20 protein-coding genes, 2 tRNA genes and 1 pseudogene are annotated in these 19,412 nt (G+C 42.8%); 15 read left to right on the top strand and 8 right to left on the bottom strand.

Annotated features, from left to right (window positions below; translation table 11 throughout):
• Window positions 1-129 precede the first annotated feature (129 nt).
• Entirely contained in the window at window positions 130-366 is a 237-nt protein-coding gene (locus IQ242_RS02080; RefSeq protein WP_008202209.1) for a hypothetical protein, read from the bottom strand.
• A gap of 226 nt (window positions 367-592) precedes the next feature.
• On the opposite strand from IQ242_RS02080, the gene IQ242_RS02085 reads away from it, so the two are divergent.
• From IQ242_RS02085 to IQ242_RS02105, 5 genes are all read left to right on the top strand, one after another.
• Window positions 593-859, top strand: a complete 267-nt coding sequence (locus IQ242_RS02085) for a HigA family addiction module antitoxin (RefSeq protein WP_228020776.1) — start codon at window positions 593-595, stop codon at window positions 857-859.
• 124 nt (window positions 860-983) lie between these two features.
• Entirely contained in the window at window positions 984-1,283 is a 300-nt protein-coding gene (locus tag IQ242_RS02090; protein ID WP_193958862.1) for a hypothetical protein, read from the top strand.
• Between the two features lie 25 nt (window positions 1,284-1,308).
• On the top strand, window positions 1,309-1,449 hold the full coding sequence (locus IQ242_RS25725; protein ID WP_370582938.1) for a DUF5615 family PIN-like protein: 141 nt from the start codon (window positions 1,309-1,311) through the stop codon (window positions 1,447-1,449).
• 420 nt (window positions 1,450-1,869) lie between these two features.
• Complete coding sequence (locus tag IQ242_RS02100) at window positions 1,870-2,211, top strand: hypothetical protein (RefSeq protein ID WP_193958863.1); 342 nt, start codon at window positions 1,870-1,872, stop codon at window positions 2,209-2,211.
• Complete coding sequence (locus IQ242_RS02105; protein WP_193958872.1) at window positions 2,208-2,396, top strand: hypothetical protein; 189 nt, start codon at window positions 2,208-2,210, stop codon at window positions 2,394-2,396. The genes IQ242_RS02100 and IQ242_RS02105 overlap by 4 nt, the downstream gene beginning before the upstream one ends.
• A 489-nt stretch (window positions 2,397-2,885) precedes the next feature.
• Here IQ242_RS02105 and IQ242_RS02110 read toward each other — a convergent pair.
• Together IQ242_RS02110 and IQ242_RS02115 are read right to left on the bottom strand one after the other, a co-directional pair.
• Window positions 2,886-2,958 (bottom strand) — tRNA-Arg (locus IQ242_RS02110).
• Between the two features lie 88 nt (window positions 2,959-3,046).
• Window positions 3,047-4,186, bottom strand: coding sequence for a ferrochelatase (locus IQ242_RS02115; RefSeq protein ID WP_193958864.1), 1,140 nt, complete (start codon window positions 4,184-4,186; stop codon window positions 3,047-3,049).
• Between the two features lie 198 nt (window positions 4,187-4,384).
• On the opposite strand from IQ242_RS02115, the gene IQ242_RS02120 reads away from it, so the two are divergent.
• On the top strand, window positions 4,385-5,143 hold the full coding sequence (locus IQ242_RS02120) for a DUF2993 domain-containing protein (RefSeq protein ID WP_002785405.1): 759 nt from the start codon (window positions 4,385-4,387) through the stop codon (window positions 5,141-5,143).
• Window positions 5,144-5,297: 154 nt separating this feature from the next.
• Here the strand turns inward: IQ242_RS02120 and yidD are convergent, their stop codons facing one another.
• Entirely contained in the window at window positions 5,298-5,528 is a 231-nt protein-coding gene (gene yidD, locus IQ242_RS02125; protein WP_002757748.1) for a membrane protein insertion efficiency factor YidD, read from the bottom strand.
• Between the two features lie 55 nt (window positions 5,529-5,583).
• On the opposite strand from yidD, the gene IQ242_RS02130 reads away from it, so the two are divergent.
• The 4 genes from IQ242_RS02130 to tsaB all read left to right on the top strand — a co-directional run bounded on the left by IQ242_RS02130 (window position 5,584) and on the right by tsaB (window position 8,074).
• A complete protein-coding gene (locus IQ242_RS02130) occupies window positions 5,584-6,270 on the top strand; it encodes a diacylglycerol/polyprenol kinase family protein (RefSeq protein WP_193958865.1) in 687 nt (228 codons plus the stop codon).
• A 164-nt stretch (window positions 6,271-6,434) separates the two neighbouring features.
• Window positions 6,435-7,307, top strand: a complete 873-nt coding sequence (locus tag IQ242_RS02135; RefSeq protein ID WP_193958866.1) for an aldose epimerase — start codon at window positions 6,435-6,437, stop codon at window positions 7,305-7,307.
• Between the two features lie 63 nt (window positions 7,308-7,370).
• Window positions 7,371-7,442, top strand: a tRNA-Lys gene (locus IQ242_RS02140).
• Window positions 7,443-7,471: 29 nt separating this feature from the next.
• Window positions 7,472-8,074, top strand: coding sequence for a tRNA (adenosine(37)-N6)-threonylcarbamoyltransferase complex dimerization subunit type 1 TsaB (gene tsaB / locus IQ242_RS02145; protein ID WP_002785414.1), 603 nt, complete (start codon window positions 7,472-7,474; stop codon window positions 8,072-8,074).
• A 471-nt stretch (window positions 8,075-8,545) separates the two neighbouring features.
• On the opposite strand, the gene IQ242_RS02150 is transcribed toward tsaB, so the two are convergent.
• On the bottom strand, window positions 8,546-10,201 hold the full coding sequence (locus tag IQ242_RS02150; protein ID WP_193958867.1) for a choice-of-anchor I family protein: 1,656 nt from the start codon (window positions 10,199-10,201) through the stop codon (window positions 8,546-8,548).
• Window positions 10,202-10,415: 214 nt separating this feature from the next.
• Here IQ242_RS02150 and cysE point away from each other — a divergent pair, with 214 nt between their 5' ends.
• Together cysE and uvrA are read left to right on the top strand one after the other, a co-directional pair.
• Complete coding sequence (gene cysE, locus IQ242_RS02155; RefSeq protein WP_052276747.1) at window positions 10,416-11,189, top strand: serine O-acetyltransferase; 774 nt, start codon at window positions 10,416-10,418, stop codon at window positions 11,187-11,189.
• A gap of 97 nt (window positions 11,190-11,286) precedes the next feature.
• Window positions 11,287-14,199 (top strand): excinuclease ABC subunit UvrA, encoded by a 2,913-nt coding sequence (gene uvrA / locus IQ242_RS02160; protein ID WP_193958868.1) that lies wholly within the window; start codon window positions 11,287-11,289, stop codon window positions 14,197-14,199.
• Here uvrA and IQ242_RS02165 read toward each other — a convergent pair.
• Complete coding sequence (locus IQ242_RS02165; RefSeq protein ID WP_193958869.1) at window positions 14,156-14,932, bottom strand: class I SAM-dependent methyltransferase; 777 nt, start codon at window positions 14,930-14,932, stop codon at window positions 14,156-14,158. The genes uvrA and IQ242_RS02165 overlap by 44 nt on opposite strands.
• The gene (locus IQ242_RS02170) at window positions 14,925-15,182 is read right to left on the bottom strand and encodes a hypothetical protein (protein ID WP_193958870.1); all 258 of its coding nucleotides are present in this window, start codon (window positions 15,180-15,182) and stop codon (window positions 14,925-14,927) included. The genes IQ242_RS02165 and IQ242_RS02170 overlap by 8 nt, the downstream gene beginning before the upstream one ends.
• Before the next feature lie 383 nt (window positions 15,183-15,565).
• Between IQ242_RS02170 and IQ242_RS02175 the strand changes: the two genes are divergently transcribed.
• Both IQ242_RS02175 and IQ242_RS02180 read left to right on the top strand, forming a co-directional pair.
• Window positions 15,566-15,862 carry a hypothetical protein gene (locus IQ242_RS02175; RefSeq protein WP_106908324.1) on the top strand — a complete coding sequence of 99 codons (297 nt, stop codon included), beginning with the start codon at window positions 15,566-15,568 and terminating at the stop codon, window positions 15,860-15,862.
• A gap of 22 nt (window positions 15,863-15,884) precedes the next feature.
• A pseudogene (locus IQ242_RS02180) lies at window positions 15,885-16,256 on the top strand (PIN domain-containing protein).
• A 241-nt stretch (window positions 16,257-16,497) separates the two neighbouring features.
• On the opposite strand, the gene IQ242_RS02185 reads toward IQ242_RS02180, so the two are convergent.
• Window positions 16,498-16,758, bottom strand: coding sequence for a hypothetical protein (locus IQ242_RS02185; protein WP_228020779.1), 261 nt, complete (start codon window positions 16,756-16,758; stop codon window positions 16,498-16,500).
• A 457-nt stretch (window positions 16,759-17,215) separates the two neighbouring features.
• Here IQ242_RS02185 and IQ242_RS02190 point away from each other — a divergent pair.
• On the top strand, window positions 17,216-19,412 hold a 2,197-nt coding region (locus IQ242_RS02190), incomplete at its 3' end, for a calcium-binding protein (protein ID WP_370582937.1).

The raw sequence follows: 19,412 nt of genomic DNA on the forward strand, positions 1-19,412 counted from the left end.
TTTTATCTAGAACGAGCTAATCAATTAAGTCTCTTGCCAGATAAGGATTTAGTCGATTTATGTCCCCCTATCGAACCATAACAAGTAACGAAGAGCCCAAAATGTTAGTATCCAGTAAATATTGAGTCATTAGTCTTCATACATAGTATCACGGTGTAAAGCTTCATCAGGTAAATTCGCACTTGTTTTAGGAAGTTTAGCGATTACTTTCTGCCATTTTTGAGCTTTTTCCTGGGGAGTGAGACTATAATCTGGGGAAGGGAGGGAAATTCTTGAGGTGAGAGATTCGGTGAAGGATAACACTTCTTGTTGTTTTTCTAAGGGAAGTTTTCTTAGGTTTTTAATGATAACTTGTTCAATGTTCATTTGACTTAGACTAATAGGCAACCATATCAATCATATCTCATGCCGCAATTTCTCTATATTTAATAAATCTTTACATTCTTCTCCCTCATGGCTTACGCTGGTATCTGCACTACTTCCTTGTCAGCATCAGGATTTTCAGTGATTTAGGGATTTTGAGGATGGGTGATGGCTGAAGATGGAAACGCTCTCGACATTGACCTTGTAGATTATCATTGAGGGAAAAAACATGATGACCCTGAAAAATCCCGTACATCCGGGCAGAATTGTCAAAAGTTCGATTGAAGAGCTTGAATTGACCGTTACAGCTGCGGCAAAAATGCTGAACGTGTCACGCTCTAGACTATCTAACCTAATCAATGGCAAGGCGGGGATTTCCCCGGAAATGGCTGTGCGTTTGTCAAAGACAATCGGTAGCACCCCTGCTTTCTGGCTGCGCCTCCAGATGAATTATGATCTTGCTGAGGTTAAAAAACAGGAAGATAGAATTTTGTGAATCCGATTGGGTTACAACACCAAACAACATTGGGTTAGCGCGATCTCGAAGAGAGCCGCCTTCGACGGTGCGCTGCTTCTGTAGCTGATAAACTAGGGATACCAGCTTTGATCAAGGCATCAGCATGACCACTAACGCGGCAAAAACTCAATGGCAGTATTTAGAGAAACGTCCTCATTCCTGGCGACAGCAACTATACATTAAAGGCAGCAAGCTGACAGCTTTCACTGTTTGGTCAGATGCGATCGCCAACAAAATGACTCCTGAAGAAGTCGCCGACAGCAAAGAATTACCCTTAGCCGCCGTTCTCGAAGCAATTGAATACTGCCAAACTCATCAAGAACTGTTGCAGCAGGAAGCGGAGGCAGAACGTCGTTACCTAGAAGCGAGAGGAGTAGCCCTTGAGCCTAAAGTTACTCATTGATGAAGATGCCCAAGATAAAGTGTTGGTGAAATTGCTACGACAGGCTGGACATGAAGTGATTACAGTTAACGAAGCTGGTCTGATGAGTCACCCAGATTTCCTAGTTCTGGACTATGCTAGAAATGCTGATCGCATCCTGTTGACCCTTAACTGCCGTGACTTTTAGTCTCTCCATGCTGCGGATTCCCATCATCCCGGAATTTTGGCAATTTATCAAGAGGCAAATCCCTCAAAGAAAATGAGTTTTAAGGCAATTGTCAATGCGATCGCCAATCTTGAAACTGCTAACTTCCCTCTTGCTAATCAGTTCATTTCCCTGAACCACTGGAACTATTAATTCTGCTTTGTCGTGATCGCGTCACAAATCTTAAGTTATATACCTCTCTCACTAGCGATCGCTTCCTTTCCCCTGTTTTACTGCTTCTTAGGGGAACTATCCTCATTCCGTGAGATATTGTGGCGCAGTATGTCGGATTCGCCTTTGCCTTCTCCCTTGACTGATCCTCAAGTCGATCGCAAACTAAATTAAACAGGATTACCTCGTACCAACCAGATGATAGACTGGGGATAATAGAAATAATTGAATATGGCTAAATTACCAGAGGAAACCTTAACGAGCATTTGTGATCTACTGCGTCAACTAGCGGATCAGATAGAGTACGCATCGGCAACAGAATGGCAACTTTTTACAGAATATGGGGAAAATGAACGGACATTATCAGAATTAGAAGAATTATTTAATGCCAGAGAGAGGGTAACTAATTCCTACTCCCGAATTAATAATATCCTGCTGAGAATTTTACAAGAGCAGCCGACTCTCTCAAATACGATGCTAGAGATGTTAGAAAGAGCGATTTTGCAAGGAACAGCCAGTGTGGATGCTGTTAGTGCTAGTGTTGATGAAGTAAAGAGGCAATGGAACTTATGATCACTTACCGCACCTCCTATCCCGATGAAGCAACGAGAAAACAATGTCTTGAAAGCTTACGGGAAACTAACCGCCAGATTGAGCTTTATAATCTTTTTTTAGACGATATACTCGCCCAACTGGAAACAGAATCCCGTCAAAAGAGACGAGAAAGGCTATTGCAAAGAGGGCAAACTATTAAATAGAGAGATGCACAGAAGAAGGAGTTTCAGGTAGTTTCTCTTGTTTTACTCCTTCTCAGGCGACCTATCCTCATTCCGTGAGATATTTTGGCGCAGTATGTCGGATTCGCCTTTGCCTTCTCCCTTGACTGCGCTTCAACTTGATCGCCAACTAAATTAAACACAATTAATATCAACCGACGGGATTCAACTGACCCAATTCCACGCTCACCGCATCAAAGCGATTGTCCCCAGGACGATAGGAGAGAATTTCCCATCCCTACTTAGGGTCTGCTGAATGAATCTAAAAACCTTGTTGGGTAAGACTTTTAGACTTTTTGTCAATCAAAAAGTACCAGGCATGGGAGTGATCAGGGGGAAAATTGAGGTACTTTTTCCCTGAAAATTAGGTAGTTGACCACCTGAAAATCGGTAAAACCCTACACCCCACACCCCACACCCCACACCCTACCCCCAGGAAAAACTTTTTCAGCAGACCCTAGTTAACAATAACGGGTACGGTAGGGATCGAACCTACAACCGTCCGCTTAGAAGGCGGATGCTCTATCCATTGAGCTACGTACCCAAGAAAGCACAATTATAGATTATAGCTCCAACAGTGACAAGTGGTAGGACTAATTTTCGCCGCTACCCCTCTTTGCCACTGTCCAAGCTTAATGATGATGGTGATGTCCGTGATGATGATGGTGATCGGAATGAATGTGAGGAATTGTTACAGAACTATTGACAGACAAAGCCTCTTGTGATAACAAAGCTTCGATATGTTCCTCGGCCCAATCGGCAGCCATCCGGCAAAATTCGGGGTTATCGTTGACACAGGCCATCTGCACATAATTAACTTGGTCGTGCTTGCGGCGTAAAGCTTCGATAATATGCTCTACATCCAGTAAAGTTTCGTGATTTTCCGTAGCAAAGCCAATCGGCATGAAAATTAAGGCTTTGGCCCCCAATTCGATTAAATTCTTCGCCGCTAACTCTGCATTCGGTTGCGTCCATTTAATTAAGGGGGTTTGGTGATTTAACCAACCCACAGAAATCAAGGGATAACGATAGATTAATTTTTCCCGGACCAACTCGTATAAAGCTTGACTTTCATCGATTCCCGACGTAAATCCCTTAGCTTCGTGGGGACAACCGTGATTCATCAAAATAATGCCTATTTGCGAGGGAAGACAGCTACTAGCTACCTCGGCAGCGATTTTTTCTGCCACTAACCGCGCCATTAGATCTATATAAGCGGGTTGGTTATAAAACGAGGGAATATAGCGCAATCCTTTGACCCAATGTTCCCCCGTTTGTCCTTGAGCTAAAGCTTTGTTAACTTGTTCGATCGCAATGCCACTGGTAAAGATAGAATCAACCACGAGGAGAGGATAGATCAAAATTTTCTCAAATCCCCGCTCGCGGATTTCCGTTAATACTTGTGCCGGTAAAAAAGGCGCGCAGAAGTTAAACGCTTTGAATACCTCCACCCGATTAGCCCATTTTGCCTGTAAATTGCGCTCGATTTCCTGTCTTTGATGCTCAAAAATGTGGTTATGGGGGGAAATAAAGTGATTATGCTGGTGCTGCCATTCGTGCAGGTCAAATATAGCCAATAATTTCGCTAGGGGAGGATAAACCCAAGTCGGCACAGGAGCGAACTTAGCCGTCAGCAAATTTAAGGCCTGTTCATTATAGTTGGCGAAGTCCTCATAACTCTCCACTTCCCCGTACCCCATCAATAATACCGCCACTCGATCGCTGTGGTTGTGGGTAGCGGCTAACGGTTGTTGATCTGAAATGGCAACCACGTTTTTAACCCCGATTTTTTAAGTGAAAAACGCTATATCACTGGGATAGTAGCGTTTTTCCATCCTATCCCCTAGCACGGGATAGACCGCTAAAAATTTATAACCTCTACAGAATCATACAGATTGCTTATCATCCTGATTAATAAAACGAGATGTAAAGAAACTTTAAATAATGTTAAGATCGTTGCAGTCCCACCTATGAGAGATATGACAGCAGGCGTGTTTGGTAGCTTACCTTTTCCCAATCAGAGCGGCGATCAACTCATCAGTAAAGTGGTGAGTGCTGCGATCGCTGCATTATTCAAACGCACAGGCAAGCTGACAGCGACTGTCCGCGCCGAACCCGTAGCCAAATTACTGCAAGGCAGTATCGACGGTTTTGACTTTATCGGTCAGTCGATGCTGATGTACAATGGCCTACGCATCGAAGCCATGGAATTGTATGTGCAAGCGGTGGCGATCGATTTTAGTGCCATTTTTACCGGACAGGTAAAACTCCGTCAACCGACGCGGGCCACTTTGCGGGTAGTTTTAACGGAAGAAGACTTAACCACCTCTTTTAATACACCTTTTATTGTCGAAAAACTGCAAAGATTAGAGTATGAAGGTAAATCAATTCACTGTCAGAATACAGAATTAATTCTCAATGACGATAAAACTTTAACTCTCAAAAGTCTAATTAAATTGGGAGAAGAAGAACCAATTCTTCTAGAAATGACCACGGCTGTGGTTGTGGAAGAACGGCGAAAAATTCAATTTGTTGATGTGGTTTACCAAGGCGACGAAAGATCAAAAGCTTTAGGAGAAGCTTTAATCAGCCACGTTAACAACCTCATGGATTTAGATAAATTTGCTCTCGATGGTACTCAATTAAGGGTCGATCGACTACGTTTAAAAGATAAACAGATTATCTTTTATGGTATCGCCGATATCGAGCGTTTTCCCCAAAGAAAATAGGCAATCATCAACGGGTCTAAAAATATCAAGAGTTTTACAGACTTTACCCTAAAAATGAAGTATAACCTAATTTGGTATTGACTCCTGAATCCTGACTCCTGAATCCCCAAAACGAAAACCTCGTATCTCACCATTGAGATAACTACTGTGGCTTTTAATCGTGCTTGTGGCTACAGGGAGGCACAGGATCGTAACCTCCGGGGTGAAAGGGATGACAACGGAGAATACGCTTAATTGCTAACCAAGAACCCCGCAGCACACCAAAGCGATCAATCGCTTCCATGGCATACTGGGAACAGGTGGGTTGAAAACGACAGGAAGGGGGAAATAGCGGCGAAATAAACCGTCTATATCCCTCAATTAAGCCAATAAAAATTCCTTTCATCGATGTCACCTCGATCGCCTAAACTAAATAGATAGTCAATTTTCGCTTTTGCCACGTGGAACTATCCCACTCTCTCCTATTTTCGATCGGTTTGGTCGCCTGTTATCTAGCTGTTTTGATTCTGATCGCTGAAAAATTAAAAAGTGTTTTCAGTACCGATGGCGAAATTACCCGCAAAGTTGTCCACATTGGCACGGGAAACGTCATCCTTTTTGCTTGGTGGTTAAATATCCCCGCTTGGGTGGGAATAAGTGCGGCCATCCTAGCGGCAACTATCGCTATCCTATCCTATTTTTTCCCCATTTTACCCAGTCTTAATAGTGTCGGTCGCCGCAGTTGGGGAACTTTTTTTTATGCTGTTAGTATCGGTGTTCTCGTGGCTTATTTTTGGCCAATTTCTCACCCCGAATACGCAGCAATGGGTATTTTAATTATGGCTTTAGGAGACGGATTAGCAGCCCTAGTGGGACAAAATTTTGGTCAACATCCCTACAAAATTTTCGGCAGTGGCAAAAGTCTGGAAGGTTCCCTAACGATGTTAGGAGTCAGCTTTCTAGTCAGCTTGATTATTTTATCTTTTATTAATGGCATTAATCCGCCAATTATTCTAGTATCTTTATTAACGGCGATCGGAGCTACTATTCTAGAAACTTTCTCGAAACTAGGTATAGATAATCTCACTGTACCGATTGGTAGCGCCGCCATTGCCTATTTTCTTACCCAAATTTTCATCTCAAGCTAGTCTATCTCAGCTTATTCACAAAGTCCGAATCTAAAACCTAATTGGTTAAGCTAAGTAGGGAGGCACAATTATTTGTTAGGATGGGTTAGTGGTAGCGTAACATGATCGGGTGTTGGGTTTCATGCTTCAACCCAACCTACGTTCTATGTTAACTGATAACTGATATGACCTTTACTATCACTCAAAACCAAAATCAATATCTTACCTATTGTCTCAAGGATGAAGAGGCTGACGCTTATCTGGAAGTGGTTCCCGCTAGAGGAGGAATCATCACCCGTTGGCAAATTTGCGGAGAAGATATTTTCTATCTGGACAGAGAAAGATTCAAAGATCCTAACCTCAGCGTCCGCGGAGGAGTCCCGATTTTATTCCCTATCTGTGGTAACTTACCCGATAATACCTATCAACACCAAGGACGAAACTATACCCTGAAACAACACGGATTTGCTCGTGATTTACCCTGGCAAGTGAGCAAACAAAGTGCCGAAACCGCCGCTAGTTTAACCCTAGAATTAAACAGTAATGAAGCCACTCGTCAAGTTTATCCCTTTGATTTTCAATTAATTTTTACCTATCAACTGCAAGGAAACAGCCTCAAAATTCACCAAAAATTTATTAATCTTTCCCCGGAAATAATGCCCTTTTCTATCGGGTTTCATCCCTATTTTCAAGTCACAGATAAAACCCGATTATCCTTTGATATTCCCTCCTCCCAATACCTCGATCAACGCACAAAAACCTTCCATTCCTACTCCGGTAACTTTGACTTTAATCTCGAAGAAATTGATGCCGCTTTTCTGCAAATTACGCGCCATCAAAGTAGTTTTAGCGATTCCTATCATCAGCGCCAAATTATCCTCAGTTACGATAATCTCTATACAACTATAGTTTTTTGGACTCTGAAAGATAAAAATTATATCTGTCTCGAACCCTGGAGCGCTCCCCGCAACGCCCTCAACACAGGCGAACATTTGACCTACCTAGAACCCCATAGTAGCCGTGAGGCGATCGTGGAAATGCGAGTCAATCAAATTTAAATTACCCCTTGACTTAGCCCAAATAAGATGTTATATTGATGAATCGTGTGCAGAACACGAAACGGGTCGCTAGCTCAGCGGTAGAGCACTCGGCTTTTAACCGATTGGTCTTGGGTTCGAATCCCAGGCGACCCATAAAAATTTACTGATACAGAAAGATTGACTTGTCTTCCCCTGTCTATGGATTAGCCTTGCATACCAGCAGTCCCCAACTAGGACTGGCCCTCTCTAATTTCAGCGATGATAGTCGTCAACAAACTTGGGACTTAGACAGGGACTTATCAAACCTATTCCACCCCTATCTAAAACAGTTCCTAGCCCCGCAAAAATGGGCTGATTTAGCCTTTCTAGCCACCGCTAAGGGGCCGGGTAGCTTTACCAGTACCCGCATCGGTATAGTCACCGCTAGAACCCTAGCACAACAATTACAGCTACCGATTTTTACCGTCTCCAGTTTAGCGGCCTTTGCTTGGTCACAACGGGATTTTTACCCCCTTGATACCCATCTAGCCCTAGAAATGCCCGCCACTAGGGGACAATTGTATGTGGGTATCTATCGGGGTAATCGGGTTTATTTAGCTGATAGCCTGATGACGTTGGAACAATGGCAGCACACTTTAGAAAACTTAACTATTTCCTATCAAAGATTAGCCACACCCAGTTATTTAGGCATAAATGCCCCTGATATCCTCGATTTAGCCCATTTGGACTGGCAAACGGGAAAACGCCCCCATTGGTCGGAGGCGCTACCATTTTACGGGATGTGATTAGCGGCTCTCTTGCAAAAATCAAAAATCTTCCGTTAGGTGAGGAGTAAGGAGCCAGTAGTCAGGATTCAGGAGAATTAAGTAGTCGTGCAAAATTAATTTCCTAGTGAAGATAGGCAAGAGGCAAGAGGCAAGAGGCAAGAGGTGGTTAGATATGTGTAATTAATTTTGCTTAGGTACTTAAGAATGAGCATTAATCAATTAAAGGCTCTACTTAGGGTTGGCTGAATATTACTGTAAGCCTTACTAGAAAACGGTTCTGGCACTTTTTTAGTCAAAAAAGTGCCAGAAACAAACGTTGAGAAATCGCTCCGAGGGACTCAAAATTCTTGCACTTTCCGGAGGCGAACGCAAGGGGTTCCGCTTCCAGGCACGCCAGGTCATTCTGTTATTCTGACTTCCTCTCCTGACTCCTGACTCGGAGACTCCTGACTCCTAACCCCACCAACAAACTTTTTCAGCCAACCCTAATTAGCAATTTCCTCTTTTTTTCAAACTATAACCAGCTAATCCGAGGGTTAGCAATCCTAAAACTGCGCTAGGTTCGGGTACGGGTTCAACGGAATAAATCGCCACATTACGACTAACTTCATTGGCCACAATTAACAGGGGAGTACCATTGGGACTATCGGCAGCGGGAATAAATAATAATCCTTCGGGAGAGATATCACCTAATTGCCAATCGTTGATATAATCAACAAAGAAAGGATGACTAGGGTTGGTGATATCATAAACCATGAAACCGCCAGCCCTTTCTATTCCCACAAAAGTATAGAGACGATTGCCTACGCTTCCCACGGCTAAACCTTCCGGTTCCGGCCCGCGGTTATCGCTACGACTATCGAAACTGCTAGGATTACCATCGGAATTAAAGATACTAGGAGTTAGGGGAGTTGCCGAAAAAGTCGCTAAAATTTGTTCAAAATCATCGCCACTATCGAAGACTGGGGACAGTCCATTAGTGACATTCCAAATCGAAAAAGAACGACCACCATAGGCAAAAAGTTGGCTATATTGACCTTGGGCGTTAAGTCCGTCAATGCTAGAAACATCTAAACGTCCGAGATTTTGGGCTAATTGCAATTGGGCCGCATTAGGGAAAGCATTGGGGTCTAAAGTTAGAGTAGAAACTCGTCGAGACTCATTTCTAGTATCCCCTTCATTGGCAGTAATTAAATAGGTTTGTCCGGCGATGGTAACGGTGGCGATCGTATCCGGTTGATATAAGCCAAAAACCAGCCAATTATTAATTCTCACTGCGGGAGAATTAGTCGCTCCTCCAAATACTACCCCATCTCGATCGCTAGGATCGAACCCATTACCAGAAGCGTTAAAATTTTTGGCTCCTAAAGGTAAAATACTGGTGACTTGAGCGTTAGCAATATCGACTACGGCAATACCATTATTTTCCTGTAAAGCTACCCATGCAGTGGTTCCATCGTCGGAAACGGTGATGTATTCCGGTTCCACATCTTGGGAAACCGTTTGACCGGGAAAAATACGGACTCCCTGATTTCTTAAAGTGTTCTCTTGACCATTAAAACTGGTAAAGGTGGCAGTGTTGACCGTGGGTTTGAGAACACCAGCACTAAGGTTAATGATACTAACGGAACCATCGGGATTGACACCATTAGCTGCTTCCCCTTCGTTAGCGACCAAAACCCGATTACCGTCAGGAGTAAAGGTTAACATATCTGGTAAAGCGCCCACAGTCACCTGACTCTGAAAGACACCATTAGTATCGAAAAATACTACACTGCCGTTATTGGTAATGGGATTAGCTTCCATGGCCACGGCCACGATACCATTTTGGATGGCAACGCTATTAACCCCCGCACCGTAGGAGCTAAGATTGATCGATGATAAGGTAATAGGACTAGCGGGATTGCTGATATCGGCAATATCTAGACGATTATTGGGACCAGTCACGAATAATTTTCGACTAGCGGGGTCATAAGCGGGAATTTCTGCCCCGAAGTTATTCGCAGCCGTTGTACTATTGCCAAGACTGCTCAATCGCGTGATATTTAAAGCTGATGCCGATTCGGTAACGATGTTGATACTGCCAGCAATTGACAGCAAGGTTAATAGAATTTTCCCATGGTGACGGTCGATAGCATGAATCATATTTTTAGCTAAAAACCTGCAAAAAAAGGCTAAACAATCGCATTTTTTCAGCCCCAAGTTAAAGGAAGATTAAACAAGAGGGAAATTAAGGATATCTTCAAAATTTGGCTAATGCAAGTACAAGAGAACTAGGAAAACAGCTTACTCGATCGCTTTTTAGTTGAACGGCTCATTTACCAGGGTGATAACATGGTTTAGTATAAGCTCGATCAATATGGAATCAAGACTCGTGTTATCCACTCTCCTAGCCGATTTCAAGATCATTTTTGAACGTGACCCCGCTGCCCGCAACTGGTTAGAGGTACTGTTTTGTTATCCCGGATTACAAGCTTTACTGTGCCATCGCTTCGCCCATTGGCTATATCAGCTCGGGATTCCCTTTATTCCCCGTTTAATTTCCCATTTTGCCCGTTTTCTGACTGGTATCGAAATTCACCCCGGTGCCCAAATTGGTCAGGGTGTTTTTATCGACCATGGCATGGGAGTTGTCATCGGAGAAACCGCCATTATCGGTGATTATGCCCTCATCTATCAAGGAGTTACTTTAGGAGGGACGGGGAAAGAAAGCGGTAAACGTCACCCGACTCTGGGGGAAAATGTGGTCGTCGGTGCCGGGGCTAAGGTTTTAGGTAATATTTATCTGGGTAATAACGTTCGCGTCGGCGCTGGTTCTGTGGTGCTGCGCGATATTCCCGCCGATTGTACCGTTGTTGGTGTACCAGGTCGTTTAATCTATCGCGCCGGGACGCGGGTGCAACCTCTCGAACACGGTGATTTACCCGACTCGGAAGCGGTGGCTATTCGCGCTTTGGTGGATCGCATCGAACAACTGGAAAAACAAGTGTACGAATTGCGGCTAGAACGGTCAAAAGAACCAGATTATCGGATTAATTGCCCAGTTTTAGCCCATTTAGAAGAAGAAGCGAGTCATAGCTGTTGTCCCGCGGCCGATCAAGATATGCGCGAGTTTCTCGAAAGAGCGGTTTAACCCCGAGAATCTTTTGATATGATAGAAGACTGGTTTTCTAGTGGCTGAAATCCATTCGTCAAAGCTATTATTGTTAAGGACTACTTGGCACCATCCGATGGCTCAAACTGACTCGATCCGTATCCGTGGCGCCCGACAACACAATCTCAAAAATGTTGATATCGAATTACCCCGCAATCAGTTGATTGTTTTTACGGGAGTTTCGGGATCGGGCAAATCTTCCCTCGCTTTCGACACTATTTTTGCCGAGGGACAGCGCCGCTATGTGGAGTCCCTCAGCGCCTACGCGCGCCAATTTTTAGGACAATTAGATAAACCCGATGTGGATGCGATCGAGGGTTTAAGTCCGGCTATTTCCATCGACCAAAAATCCACTTCCCACAATCCCCGCTCTAGTGTGGGAACTGTAACGGAAATTTACGATTACTTGCGTTTATTGTTCGGTCGTGCTGGGGAACCCCATTGTCCCCATTGCGATCGCAATATTGCCCCCCAAACCATCGATCAAATGTGCGATCGAGTGATGGAATTAGCCGATAAAACCCGATTTCAAATCTTAGCCCCAGTAATTCGCGGCAAAAAAGGCACTCATAAGCAATTAATCTCTAGTTTGGCCTCCCAAGGCTTTGCCCGGGTGCGGATTGACGGCAAGGTAGTAGAATTATCCGAGGGCATCGAGTTAGATAAAAAACATCTTCATGATATTGAAATTGTTATCGATCGCCTGATCAAAAAAGAGGGTTTACAGGAAAGATTAGTGGATTCTTTAACCACTTGTTTAAAGCATTCCGACGGTGTAGCGATTGTGGAAATTCTCGATGAGAATAACGAAGATAATCCCGAAGTTACCAAAGAAATTGTCTTTTCCGAAAAATTTGCCTGTCCCGAACACGGGGCAGTTATGGAAGAATTATCCCCCCGTTTATTCTCTTTTAATTCTCCCTATGGTGCTTGTCCCAACTGTCACGGATTGGGCAGTTTACGGAAATTTTCGGCAGATTTAGTCATTCCAGACCCAAAACAACCGGTATATTCTGCTATTGCCCCCTGGTCAGATAAGGATAACTCCTACTATCTTTCTCTCCTCTACGGTTTAGGGCAAGCTTTAGGTTTTGAAATTCAAACTCCTTGGCAGAAACTCACAAAAACCCAGCAAGATATCATTCTCTATGGGAGTAAAGAACCGATCTATTTTGAAGATGATTACCGTTACGATACTGGCCGCGGTTACTATCGAGAATTTGCGGGAGTTATCAATATCTTAGATAGGAATTATCAAGAAACCACCTCGGAAGTTATCAAACAAAGACTAGAGAAATATATTGTTAACCAAACCTGTGAAGTTTGTCACGGAAAAAGATTAAAACCAGAAGCTTTATCGGTACGTTTAGGACAATATACGGTCACGGATTTTACTGAAGTTCCGATTCGGGATTGTTTGCAGAGAATTAATGATTGTCATTTAACCCCAAGACAAGCATTAATTGGAGAATTAGCTCTCAAAGAAATCAAAGCGAGACTACAATTTTTAATCGATGTGGGATTAGATTATCTTACCCTCGATCGACCGGCGATGACCTTATCTGGGGGAGAATCCCAACGAATTCGATTAGCTACCCAAATCGGTTCGGGATTAACGGGAGTATTATATGTCCTCGATGAACCTAGCATCGGATTACACCAAAGAGATAATAGTAAACTGTTAGAAACCCTGCAAAGATTGCGAGATTTAGGTAATACTTTAATCGTCGTCGAACACGATGAAGAAACGATTCGGGCAGCCGATTATGTGGTCGATATTGGTCCAAAAGCGGGCATTCATGGCGGAGAAATCATCTGTCAAGGTAGTTTTAAAACCCTGTTAAAGTCCAAAAAATCGATAACAGGGGCTTACTTATCGGGACGCAAAGTTATTGAAACTCCTCCCCAAAGAAGGGAAGGGAATGGTAATGCTTTAGTCTTAAAAAATTGCCATCAAAATAACCTAAGAAATATTGATGTAACGATTCCTTTAGGCAAATTAGTCTCGATTACGGGGGTATCTGGTTCGGGCAAATCCACCCTAATTAATGAGTTATTATATCCGGCTTTACAACATCATTTAACCCGTTTAACTCCCTTCCCCAAAGAATTAGATAAAGTGGCAGGATTGGACGCAGTTGATAAAGTAATTGTCATCGACCAATCACCGATAGGACGCACTCCTCGGTCAAATCCTGCCACCTATACGGGGGTTTTTGACATTATTCGCGAGATTTTCACCGAAACCATCGAAGCAAAAGCTAGAGGTTACAAAGCGGGGCAGTTTTCTTTTAATGTTAAAGGAGGACGCTGTGAAGCTTGCCTAGGCCAAGGAGTAAACGTCATCGAGATGAATTTTCTCCCCGATGTCTATGTGCAGTGTGATGTGTGTAAAGGGGCGCGTTACAATCGGGAAACCCTACAGGTTAAGTATAAAGGTTATTCGATCGCCGATGTCTTAGATATGACGATCGAGGAAGCATTAAAAGTCTTTGAAAATGTCCCCCGGGCCACCACCAGATTACAAACTCTCGTGGATGTGGGTTTAGGATACTGTAAACTCGGTCAAAGCGCTCCCACTTTATCCGGTGGAGAAGCGCAAAGGGTGAAATTAGCGGCCGAATTATCCCGACGGGCCACGGGAAAAACCCTATATTTGATCGATGAACCGACTACGGGGTTATCTTTTTATGATGTGCATCATCTCTTAGATGTGTTACAAAGATTGGTCGATAAAGGTAATTCGATTATCGTCATCGAACATAATCTCGACGTGATTCGCTGTAGCGATTGGATTATTGATTTGGGACCAGAAGGAGGGGATAAGGGAGGAGAATTAATCGCGGTGGGAACACCGGAAACCGTGGCTAAATGTGAAAGATCCTACACCGGTCATTATCTTGCCCAAGCATTACTTCAATATCCCCCAAAAAAGCAGGATAATGTTAGGGAAGAACACAGAGATAATAAAGCCAATGATCAAGATTAGTATTTAACTCTTGTTCACTCTTAATTTCCTGACCGGTTTTCCAAGAATAAATTTTAATATCTTGAAAGTAAGACCTTAACTGTCTTAATTGTTCTTTGGGGGTGGCGTAATAATTTTGCAGACGAAAATTATGGGGTTCATCCCGAATAATTGCATAGTCAGCAGTCAATAACTGTTCGTAGCTAAGAGAGGGATTACAGGCACGCAAAATCGCCCAGATGACTAAATTGACATAGCTACTAAAAGGATTCAAACTAATCTTTTTTTTCCAATCGAATTCTGGGATAATTCCCTGGAGATTATGACTAGAAAAGCAAAAATAACCACCCGCTTTACCAATGCGGCTAATTTCCTCTAAAACTAGAAAACGGTCAGCATGGGAAATATAATCAATGCCATTAAAACTAAAGAGAATAAAATCAAAATAATTATCCGCAAATTGTTCTAGATTTCTAGCATCGGCCACTTGCCAGAATAAATGGGGGAATTTTTGACGACAAGCGGCGATCATTTCCGCAGAATAATCAACCCCGATATATTCTCCCACAAGAGGGGCAAAATACTTCGTAGTCCGTCCCGCACCTACCCCTAAATCAAGCATTTTCATGGTTGATAAACGCTCTTGCAGCAGGGTTAAAATTGTCTTTTCTGCCGGCTGTAGCGCGGTTAATTGGGCATAATAACCGACAATACTAGGGTCTCTATAGGTTTGATGATTTTTGTCCTTAATCATTCTTGAGCGCTCTTTCCTTATAATCTGGCTGTTTTTCTCTTACTAATAATTCACCTTCCCAACCGCCAATTACTTCTTCAAAAAAGCCTTCTTGCCATTGGCTAAATGTAGTTTTTTCTTCTTTTTCTTTTAGAGATATTGGCTGATAAACTAAGGTGACTTCTAAATCTGTGTTTTTAAGTTCATGCGGTAAAGATATTTGTAATGTTCCATCTTCTCCTACACGGGTTTTAAAACTAATTGTTTTCATTGATTAACTCCTTTTGAAAACTTAAATTTCATGATTTAGCTTCTTTAATCACTCAATTGGGAAACCGGGTATAGCAGTATCGATTAACTTCATTAACTTCATGGTTTCGGCTAAGGTTACTACTATCATAAGGATAGTGTAATATGTCCTCGTCCGACAAGGTGCGTCCCTTGCGATCTTTTAACCATAAAGACATCTTCACCCCAAACAGGTTCGACATCGCAGAAATCACCATCCGATGAGAATGGTGATACATCCCACTCAAGACACCGTTACGCCGCTTTCTTCTCTTCGAGATCGAACTCACGATGTTGCATAACCACGAGAAACTTGATATATTGGCAGTTGATAAATATTATTGAAAATTTACCGGAGGCATAAATATGTTATCAACTGATGTCAGACAAAAATCGATGATTAAGAGAATTGAGCAAGTTGTTTCTATTTTAATGGAAGATCGTCCTTTCTTTAAAGAGGAGCTTAATTATTCAGAAATAGTGAAACATTTGGTTGAATTATTTGAAAAAAATTTACCTTTTGAGGAATTTAACACGATGTCAGAGGCAGAATTGAAAGAGCATTGTAGCTTTATTATGTCCACAGAAATCCTGTCAAAAATTGGCGGCAATTTTACTCCTGAACAAATGGCTATTTTTGATGAAGCAATTAAGCGTAAATAGGTAATTATGAGTTATTCGCTAGATACTAATTCAGCGTAATCTTGAAGTTTATTAAAAAATTAAATATGTCAAAGCTCAAAGAAAAAGTATCTTTATCAGTTGCATTACTTATTTTGAAATTAAGAGGGGATTGTTGGCAGTTGCTGCACCTAAACAAAGAGAAATATTTAACAAACTTTGTCAGGATTATCAAATTATTTTATTAGATGATTTAGCTATTTTAGAAAAACCAGCCGAAATTCATGCTGCTCTTAGATTAAGAGGATTACCCATACAAACAGAAGATATTTTAATTGCTGCTACTGCTATAGTTAAAAGTTTAATTGTTGTTTCTAATGACGGTGATTTATTGAGGGTTGAAGGATTAAGTTTAGAGAATTGGGTAGAGTTATAAATTGAACCCAATCTTTAATTCATCCGCCATATTTTAATAGCTTGAATCAGTAAAGAGGTGCGTTACACTACGTTAACGCACCCTACAAAATTGGCTTGAGTCAGTAAAGACGTGCGTTACACTACGTTAACGCACCCTACAAGAGCGGCTACCATCTTTAAGAAAAGATTTAGACTATCATTAAGATGCGATTAAATTATCCACTGGGCATCAATGCAGATTTTTAGTTCTTTTGTCTCATCTACAAGGATAGCATTTTCCAAAAGTGATAAAAGAGGTGTAAAGTTATTTTATAGTAGTTGTCTTTGATAGTCTGGAAATTGTCCTGACGACTTCCCCAATTGCTCCCCACCTGACCCACCGTCCCAACCGCCAGTTGGCGAAATTTGATTATATCCTGCTCAACCAGCACCATCCCAATTGAGCGAGTTCGCCGTCGCTTGTCAGCCATCTGATCAGAGGCTTGCAGCGATCGCCTGGTTTTAAATTGAGTTACGCGCAAGATCAGGTATTTTTATTTGAGCAACACTAAGAGAGAAAAAGCAGCGGGTATCACATATCTGTATAAAGTGCTACAATAATCTAAGATTCCATCAAAGGTTAGATTATCAAACGCCGACTCAGAACTATCAAGGTCGGAAAACCTCGTTCGATAGTCTGAGCAGAGGTAAGACAATCGGTTAGAACTTATTGACCATCTGAGACTGTCCAATCGTTGGGATCGACTTCGGGTATGGGTGAGGATATCGATCCGCAATTGTCAGGGTAACACCAAATCCCCCCGATCCAGTGCAGTTGACAAGCCTTCTGGTTCGTAGTGACCACTTCAGGGGTCCCTGATGATAACTGGGTTTTGCTAACTGGATTTAGGATAAACCTGCCTTAGTGCGGTTTTGTCGTTACTTGTCTAACAATTGTTGCTATTTCACTAACTACCTTATTTTTTATGGTTAAAAATTATGGCAAGCAAATCTTATTCGATGGTGCAAAATTCCCCAACCGGAACAACCGGAACGGGACTAGATCAAACGGTTGAAAGAATTGGCAGAGATCCAGGACTCGCTGGTGCTAATCTCGGCACAAATATTACGGTTGGAATGACGGCGGCTAATGAATTAAATCAGTTAATCTTAGAAGCCAAACAAGCCACTGGAGTTGCTAGTAACGGCATTTTTACTGTCAGTGACGTAATCGCGATTAATGCCTGGATTCGCGCTAACCGTTTAGCAGAATTTACTGCTCTCCACGGCGATGATGACGGTACAACAGAAACAGGGTTTCATTTAGTTCAAAATGACGGAGCGACTCAACAGTATCGCAATCAGAATTTAGTTGATACGGTTTTTGATGGCATTTATCACATTGGTTTCCTAATTGAAAATGGCACCTTTGTCAATGAAGATGGTAACGCCAATGCCACTGTCACCCAAGTAGCGGATTGGCTAACCCAATTTTATACAGATCGGGCAACAACTAATACTGGACTTGATCGGATTACGGAATTAATTATTGCCGATCAGGGTTTAGCGCAAAATATACCTTGGCAAGAAATTGCTGGCGGTGCTGATGCTGCCAATGGACTGAATGATTTATTAAAAACAGCGATTACCACCTACAATCTCGCCGCCGATGGTTCAATTTCCGAAAGCGATATTGCACAAATTAACAATTGGATTCGCTCTGATGCCACCCGTTATAACACTTTTGTTGTTCTGCATGGGGATGATGACGGCACAACAGAAACTGGCTTCCATTTAGTTCAAAATGACGGTGCTAAGACCACATATTTTGCGAAAAACCTAGTTAATACCGTTGCCGACGGAATCTATCATATTGGTTTTGAGATCCAAAATGGGCGGTTTCTCAATGAAGATGGTGCGGCCAATGCCACAGTCAAAGACGTAGCAGATTGGTTAACATATTTTTACGTTGATCAGTCCACCACTGGCACAGGATTAGACAAAATTGTCGATACCATCAAAATCGATACTGGCTTAGCCAAGTGGACAAATGCGGGGGATATTAACGCCGGAGCCGCCGCCGCCGACGGACTTAACCATCTATTAGTCGATGGCGTTACAGCTACAGGTATCGCTGCTGATGGCTGGATTACCAGCGATGATATTCGCACCCTCAATCAGTGGGTTCGCACTAATCACTATGACGAATTTATCCTCCTCCACGGTGACGATGAGGGAAATGAGGAAACAGGCTACCACCTGGTACAAAATGACGGAGCGACAACCCAATACTTCGGTAAAAATTTAGTCAATACCGTAGCCGATGGACTCTATCATATTGGCTTTACCATCGAAGAAAATCGTCTCGTCAACGAAGACGGCGATGCCAATGCTCGCCTGAATGATGTTGCCAGTTGGCTCAACTATTTCTATCTTCAGAAAACCATTATTTACGGTGATAACTCTAGCGACACGATTACAGGTACGAATCTTGCCGAACACCTGATGGGTTACGGGGGAAACGATATTCTCAATGGTGGCGGCGGCGATGACCTAATCGATGGAGATTGGGGGTCTGACAATTTATCGGGTGGGGTTGGTAATGACCTCCTCTATGGCGGCGCAGACAATGACCAATTAGATGGAGGTGAAGACTCAGACACTTATTATGTCTCCGGTAATCTAGCCGGAGGCTGGTCGAGTTTCCAAGGCTATGACATCTACACCGATACAGGGACCACCGGGGTGGATAAAATTGTGGCTTTGGGTACAGGAGACGTGGACCTAGGGATTCTTTCCTTTAGCGCCAATAGTGGCATTGAAACCATCGACGGGACAGGAGTAACAGGAAAAGTCACCATCGTCGGTGATTGGAGTGACAACACCCTCGACTTCTCTAATACTGCTTTTGTCGGTGACAATATCCAAATCAATGGCTATGGGGGGAATGATAATATCACCGGTAATACCAGCAATAACGTCATTATTGGTGGCGGTGGTGAGGACAAACTTAACGGTGGTAACGGTTCCGACCAATACGTTTATACCGGCTATCAAAGTAATGAGTGGAATACCTTTGAAGGCTATGACACCATTACGGATACAGGAACCACTGGCACAGATACCATCGTCGCCAAAGGTACGGGTAATGTTGATATTGGTCTCAAGAGTTTTGGGGTTAATAGTGGCATTGAAA

The organism is Microcystis sp. LEGE 08355, from assembly GCF_015207185.1.
Taxonomy (GTDB): domain Bacteria; phylum Cyanobacteriota; class Cyanobacteriia; order Cyanobacteriales; family Microcystaceae; genus Microcystis; species Microcystis panniformis.

Bases quoted from the DNA above. Each gene is read 5' to 3' on its own strand.
- IQ242_RS02105 (WP_193958872.1), top strand. From the start codon at position 2,208: ATGATCACTTACCGCACCTCCTATCCCGATGAAGCAACGAGAAAACAA.
- cysE (WP_052276747.1), top strand. From the start codon at position 10,416: ATGGAATCAAGACTCGTGTTATCCACTCTCCTAGCCGATTTCAAGATC.
- IQ242_RS02080 (WP_008202209.1), bottom strand. From the start codon at position 366: ATGAACATTGAACAAGTTATCATTAAAAACCTAAGAAAACTTCCCTTA.
- yidD (WP_002757748.1), bottom strand. From the start codon at position 5,528: ATGAAAGGAATTTTTATTGGCTTAATTGAGGGATATAGACGGTTTATT.
- IQ242_RS02135 (WP_193958866.1), top strand. From the start codon at position 6,435: ATGACCTTTACTATCACTCAAAACCAAAATCAATATCTTACCTATTGT.
- uvrA (WP_193958868.1), top strand. From the start codon at position 11,287: ATGGCTCAAACTGACTCGATCCGTATCCGTGGCGCCCGACAACACAAT.
- IQ242_RS02165 (WP_193958869.1), bottom strand. From the start codon at position 14,932: ATGATTAAGGACAAAAATCATCAAACCTATAGAGACCCTAGTATTGTC.
- IQ242_RS02090 (WP_193958862.1), top strand. From the start codon at position 984: ATGACCACTAACGCGGCAAAAACTCAATGGCAGTATTTAGAGAAACGT.
- IQ242_RS02175 (WP_106908324.1), top strand. From the start codon at position 15,566: ATGTTATCAACTGATGTCAGACAAAAATCGATGATTAAGAGAATTGAG.
- IQ242_RS02170 (WP_193958870.1), bottom strand. From the start codon at position 15,182: ATGAAAACAATTAGTTTTAAAACCCGTGTAGGAGAAGATGGAACATTA.
- IQ242_RS02120 (WP_002785405.1), top strand. From the start codon at position 4,385: ATGAGAGATATGACAGCAGGCGTGTTTGGTAGCTTACCTTTTCCCAAT.
- IQ242_RS02100 (WP_193958863.1), top strand. From the start codon at position 1,870: ATGGCTAAATTACCAGAGGAAACCTTAACGAGCATTTGTGATCTACTG.
- IQ242_RS02085 (WP_228020776.1), top strand. From the start codon at position 593: ATGATGACCCTGAAAAATCCCGTACATCCGGGCAGAATTGTCAAAAGT.
- IQ242_RS02150 (WP_193958867.1), bottom strand. From the start codon at position 10,201: ATGATTCATGCTATCGACCGTCACCATGGGAAAATTCTATTAACCTTG.